The organism is Arthrobacter sp. TB 26, from assembly GCF_000427315.1.
Taxonomy (GTDB): Bacteria; Actinomycetota; Actinomycetes; order Actinomycetales; family Micrococcaceae; genus Arthrobacter.
Genome location: NZ_AUPJ01000291.1, coordinates 1 through 4,306, shown reverse-complemented (window position 1 = coordinate 4,306; position 4,306 = coordinate 1). Strand labels below are relative to the sequence as shown.

Here is a 4,306-nt window from a genome sequence, read left to right as displayed (position 1 = left end):
CCGCCAGTCCCGGCCCGACCTGCTGATTTCGCCGGCAATGGTGCGCACGTCCGCCTGGCAGGTGTTGGCCGCGGGGTCGCAGTTGCTCGTGATACCGGCCGTCGTGCCGCTTGTCAGGGCGATGTAGTTGGGCAGGCTGGGCCGGGTGATGGCGTGATAGTTGCCGGCCAGGGCGTAGTCCTTCGCCAGGCTGTTGAGGTACGGGGCGTCATCGGCTCCCAGAATCCGGTCGGCGGATTTGTTCTCCATCACGATGATGACGACATGGTCCACCGCGCGCCGGGCCGGACCGGACGGAGACGCTGTACCCGTCGTCGTCGACGGCGCCGGGGAGGGCGCCGGCCCGGGACCGGTGCACCCGGCCAGAAGCAGGCCCAGCGCAAGGACGGTGACCGGGACGGGACCGCCAACGCGCCTCACTGCGTCCCCACCGCCCTACTCGTGCGCGGGCAGCGCGGACCGGATGGCGCCGACCAGTGAGCGGAAACGGGGATCGGCCTGCAGCGCGTCGAGCAGGACGGCCCCGCGCGGACCGGCCAGCGGTATGCGCCAATTCGGATACTCCGTGCTGGTGCCGGGCTGGTTCTGGGTCCGGGTTTCGCCCACCGCGTCAACGAGTGCGACGCCCAGCAGGGACGAGGGCGTCAGCGTGGTGAACGCGTACAGCGCCTCAACAGTGCCCTGCACGTCTACGTGGCCCGGCTCCGGCAACAGACCACGTTCCCGCAACAGGCCGAGCACGGCCTGCTGCTCGGCGGCGGCCTCCGCGCGTTCCTCTTCCACCGGACGCCGCAGCAGGCCCAGGGATTCGCGCAGGGTGACGTGCTCGCCGGCAAGGTATCCGGCCGTAGGGGGCAGGTCGTGGGTGTTGACGCTGGTCAGGCACTGCTGCCGGTACCGTTCCGGCGGAATGGGGCCGTCGGCGTCGTGCTCGAACCACAGGATTGACGTGCCGAAGATCCCCCGTTCCGCCAGATAATCCCGGACCCACGGCTCAAACACGCCCAGGTCCTCGCCGATTACGATCGCTCCGGCCCGCTGCGCCTCCAACGCCAGGATGCCGATCAGGGCCTCGTGGTCGTAGTAGACGTAAGTGCCGTGCTCAGGCCCGGCCCCCGCCGGAATCCACCACAGCCGGAACAGGCCCAGGATGTGGTCCACCCGGACCCCGCCGGCATGGCGCAGCACGGTCCTGAGCATGTCCCGGTAGGCGGCGTACCCCGACTCGGCGAGCCGGCCCGGGTGCCAGGGCGGCTGGGTCCAGTTCTGTCCCTGCTGGTTGAACATGTCCGGCGGCGCCCCGACCGTGACGTCCCTGGCCAGCACGCCGGCCAGGGACCAGTCGTCCGAGCCGCCCGGTTTCACTCCGACCGCCAGATCGTGGATGACGCCGATTTCCATGCCCGCCCGCCGGGCGGAGCGTTGGGCGGCTTCAAGTTGCTGGTCGCAGAGCCACTGCAGCCAGCGGTGGAATTCGATCCGGCCGGCGAGCAGGGCCCGCTGCTCCCGGCAGTACGCGGTGTCCGGTGCGGATGCCTCCGCTGCCCACTGCGGCGCACCCGGGGGCAGCTTCTCCGCCAGGGCGCACCAGAGCGCGTAGTCGTCGAGGCCCTGCCCCTGCCCGGTGCAGAATTCCGCGAACGCAAGGGTCCGGGCGGGGCCGCGCGGGACAGCGAACAACAACTCGAGGGCCGCCAGTTTTGCGCCGAAACTTCCGTTCCGGTCCAACAGGCCGGTGGTGTGGTTGGCGGCGTGCTGCCGGCTGGCCAGCCGTTCCACCTCGGCCCTGCCCTTCGGGTCGAGGTAGCCGTATTCGGGGATCTCCTCCACGCGCAGGTAGAGGGGGTTGAAGAAGCGCCGTGTCGTGGGAAGGTAGGGCGAGTCCTCGACCGGCGGCCGGGGCTCGGCGGCATGCAGGGGGTTGACCAGCAGGAAACCAGCGCCCTCCTGACCTGTCAGCGTGGCGAGGTCCGCGAGGTCGGCGAAGTCACCTATGCCCCACGACCGGGAGGACCGCACGGAATAGAGTTGCGCGGTCAGTCCCCAGTTCCGCCGTCCGGCGAGCGCCTCGGTCGTGCCAAGCCTGCGCGGTGTGACGATGAGCGGGCACTGGGCCAGGGTGCCGTCGTTGTCCGCCAGCAGGGTGTGCCAGCCGAGGGGCACCCGGCCCGGGACCACGAAGGTCGCCCGGCCGGTGAGGACGCCGTCGAGGTCCACCGGTGCGTCCCAGTTGTCCCGCTGGGCTACCTCGTACCTGGTGCCGTCTTCCGCGGCAATCCAGACTTTGACGGGGCTGCCGTGCGGTACGTGGACGTTGACGGGGAGTTCCTGCCCTTCACGGGCGACGGCGACGGGAGGCAGCAGGCGCCGCCACGGTGCCAGCTCCGCCTCCGCCAGGGACCGTTCCATCTCGTCGGGTTCCCCGGCCGGGACGCCCAGGGCGGCCAGGACGCCGCGCAGGGTGTTGTCCGCGACGGAGCGTTCGACGCCGTCCCAGCCCCAGTAGGAGGTTCCCACGCCGTGGGCCGCAGCGAGTTCCCTCAGCAGTGCGGCCGTGCCGGGGGAGCTGTTGTGGTGCATTCCATCCGCCATGGGGCAACTCTAGACGCTGCCCGCTTGCCCCGTCCCGTGTTGATGGACGTGGGCTTCGCCGACCAGTTCGTGCAGGCCCTCGACGGCGCGCGCGAGTGACAGTTCGGGGGACCCAACGATGAACGGCATCAGTAGGCTGTTTTCTTTCTCGAGGTGCAGGGCAAAGATGTTCCGGATGGAGCCGGCAGCCACGGCGGAGTCCACCCCGGAGGATCCCCGCAGTGTCTCGACCAGGCCCACGATCACCTGGTGCTCGGCCAGCATCCCCTCCACCAGCAGCTTTCCCTGCGGCGTTTCCCGGGGCGCGCTGTAGAGCGGCCCCTCCTCAGCGAGCGCGTGCGGGACGAGATCGGTCTCGCACCATTCCACCAGGACCTCGTGCGCAGCATGCTCGGCCACGGTGTTCCCCGTCCGGACGGCATGGGTGAGCGTGTCCGTCAGCGCATTGAGGCGCTTGAGCATGCCGGCATGGTGCTGCTCCACCGCCGCCAGGGCGCCGGCTTCCTCCTCGGCGTTCTTGGTGTTCTCCGCTGGCTGATCCATGACGTCTCCTGTTTCGGCTGGATCCGGGGGCACTGCTGAAGACTGTGGCCACGCAGGCTCGTCTCCCCACTGTAGGGCCGGGCTTCCCGCCGGGAACCGGGCCTTTCGGCCCCAACCCGTGCGGCCGTACCCAGCTTTAGGCGCGGCCACAGCGTCCGCGCTAACCTTGCAGCCTATGGTCGACGTCGTACGGTTCCGGATTCTCCTCCAGGAGGAGCGCCGCCGGAAACTTGCCCTCCTTCCCGCGCTCAGCCGGGACATCACCTCGGTGAACGCCGCCCGGCAGGATTCCAACGTCGACGACGAACACGATCCCGAGGGCGCGACGATCGCGTTTGAGCTGTCGCAGGCCTCAGCCCTGCTGGAACAGAGCCGGCAGGGCCTTGCGCAGATCGAGGCGGCCCTGGAACGGATCGAGGCCGGCACGTACGGCATCTGCGCCGTGTGCGGGGAACAGATCGCGGAGGGCCGGCTGGAGGCCAGGCCGTGGACACCGTACTGCATCCGGCATAGCGCGGGCGCCCCCGGCAGCGCCGGAGCACCCGGACGGGCAGGACGAACAACGGCATGACCGACGCGGCCGAAACCTGGTGGAGCCGGATTGTCGCCGGATTCACCCACTCCCCTGTCCCGCACGTCACCGGCACCGAACTCGTGCTGGTGGTCCTCGTCGCCGTCGTGCTCTCCCTGCCCCGTGTGACGTGGCGGTACTTCGGTCTGCTGGCCACTGTGACCCACGAACTCGGCCACGCCTTCGCCGCGCTGATGACCGGACAACGCCTCGGCGGCATCCGCCTCGGCCTGGACCACTCGGGCACCACCACCACGTACAGCCGGCGCCCCCTGGCGGCCGTCTGGTCAACTTTCTGGGGCTACCCGGTGCCGGCCGTTGTCGGCGCCGCCATGGTCTGGAGCGGTTTCAACGGCTGGGGCCCGGCGGCGATGTCGCTCGGAACCCTGATCCTGCTGGCCTCGTTCCTGTTCATCCGCAACGCCATCGGACTGCTCATCACCGCCGCCGCGGTCCTCGCCGCCGCCCTGCTCGTGCTTTTCGTTCCGCCCGAACTCAACGGCCATGTCATGATCGTGCTCGGCCTGGCCCTGCTGGTCGCCGCGGTCCGCGACCTCGGCAAGCTGGCCAACGTGCACCTGCGGCGCCGGGACCGGCTGG

Annotated in this window: 5 protein-coding genes; 2 read left to right on the top strand and 3 right to left on the bottom strand. The window is 70.0% G+C overall.

Annotation, left to right across the window (positions count from 1 at the left end; all coding sequences use genetic code 11):
• From K789_RS0110430 to K789_RS0110420, 3 genes are all read right to left on the bottom strand, one after another.
• The coding region (locus K789_RS0110430; RefSeq protein WP_237739570.1) for an alkaline phosphatase family protein at positions 1-420 on the bottom strand (420 nt) is incomplete at its 3' end.
• Between the two features lie 15 nt (positions 421-435).
• Positions 436-2,592: a 4-alpha-glucanotransferase gene (malQ, locus tag K789_RS0110425; RefSeq protein WP_024366706.1), complete on the bottom strand. Its 2,157-nt coding sequence runs from the start codon at positions 2,590-2,592 to the stop codon at positions 436-438.
• Between the two features lie 9 nt (positions 2,593-2,601).
• Positions 2,602-3,135, bottom strand: coding sequence for a hemerythrin domain-containing protein (locus K789_RS0110420; protein WP_024366705.1), 534 nt, complete (start codon positions 3,133-3,135; stop codon positions 2,602-2,604).
• 175 nt (positions 3,136-3,310) lie between these two features.
• On the opposite strand from K789_RS0110420, the gene K789_RS0110415 reads away from it, so the two are divergent.
• Positions 3,311-3,706: a TraR/DksA family transcriptional regulator gene (locus K789_RS0110415; protein WP_024366704.1), complete on the top strand. Its 396-nt coding sequence runs from the start codon at positions 3,311-3,313 to the stop codon at positions 3,704-3,706.
• A partial coding sequence (locus tag K789_RS0110410) for a M50 family metallopeptidase (RefSeq protein WP_024366703.1) occupies positions 3,703-4,306 on the top strand: 604 nt, incomplete at its 3' end. The genes K789_RS0110415 and K789_RS0110410, both read left to right, overlap by 4 nt.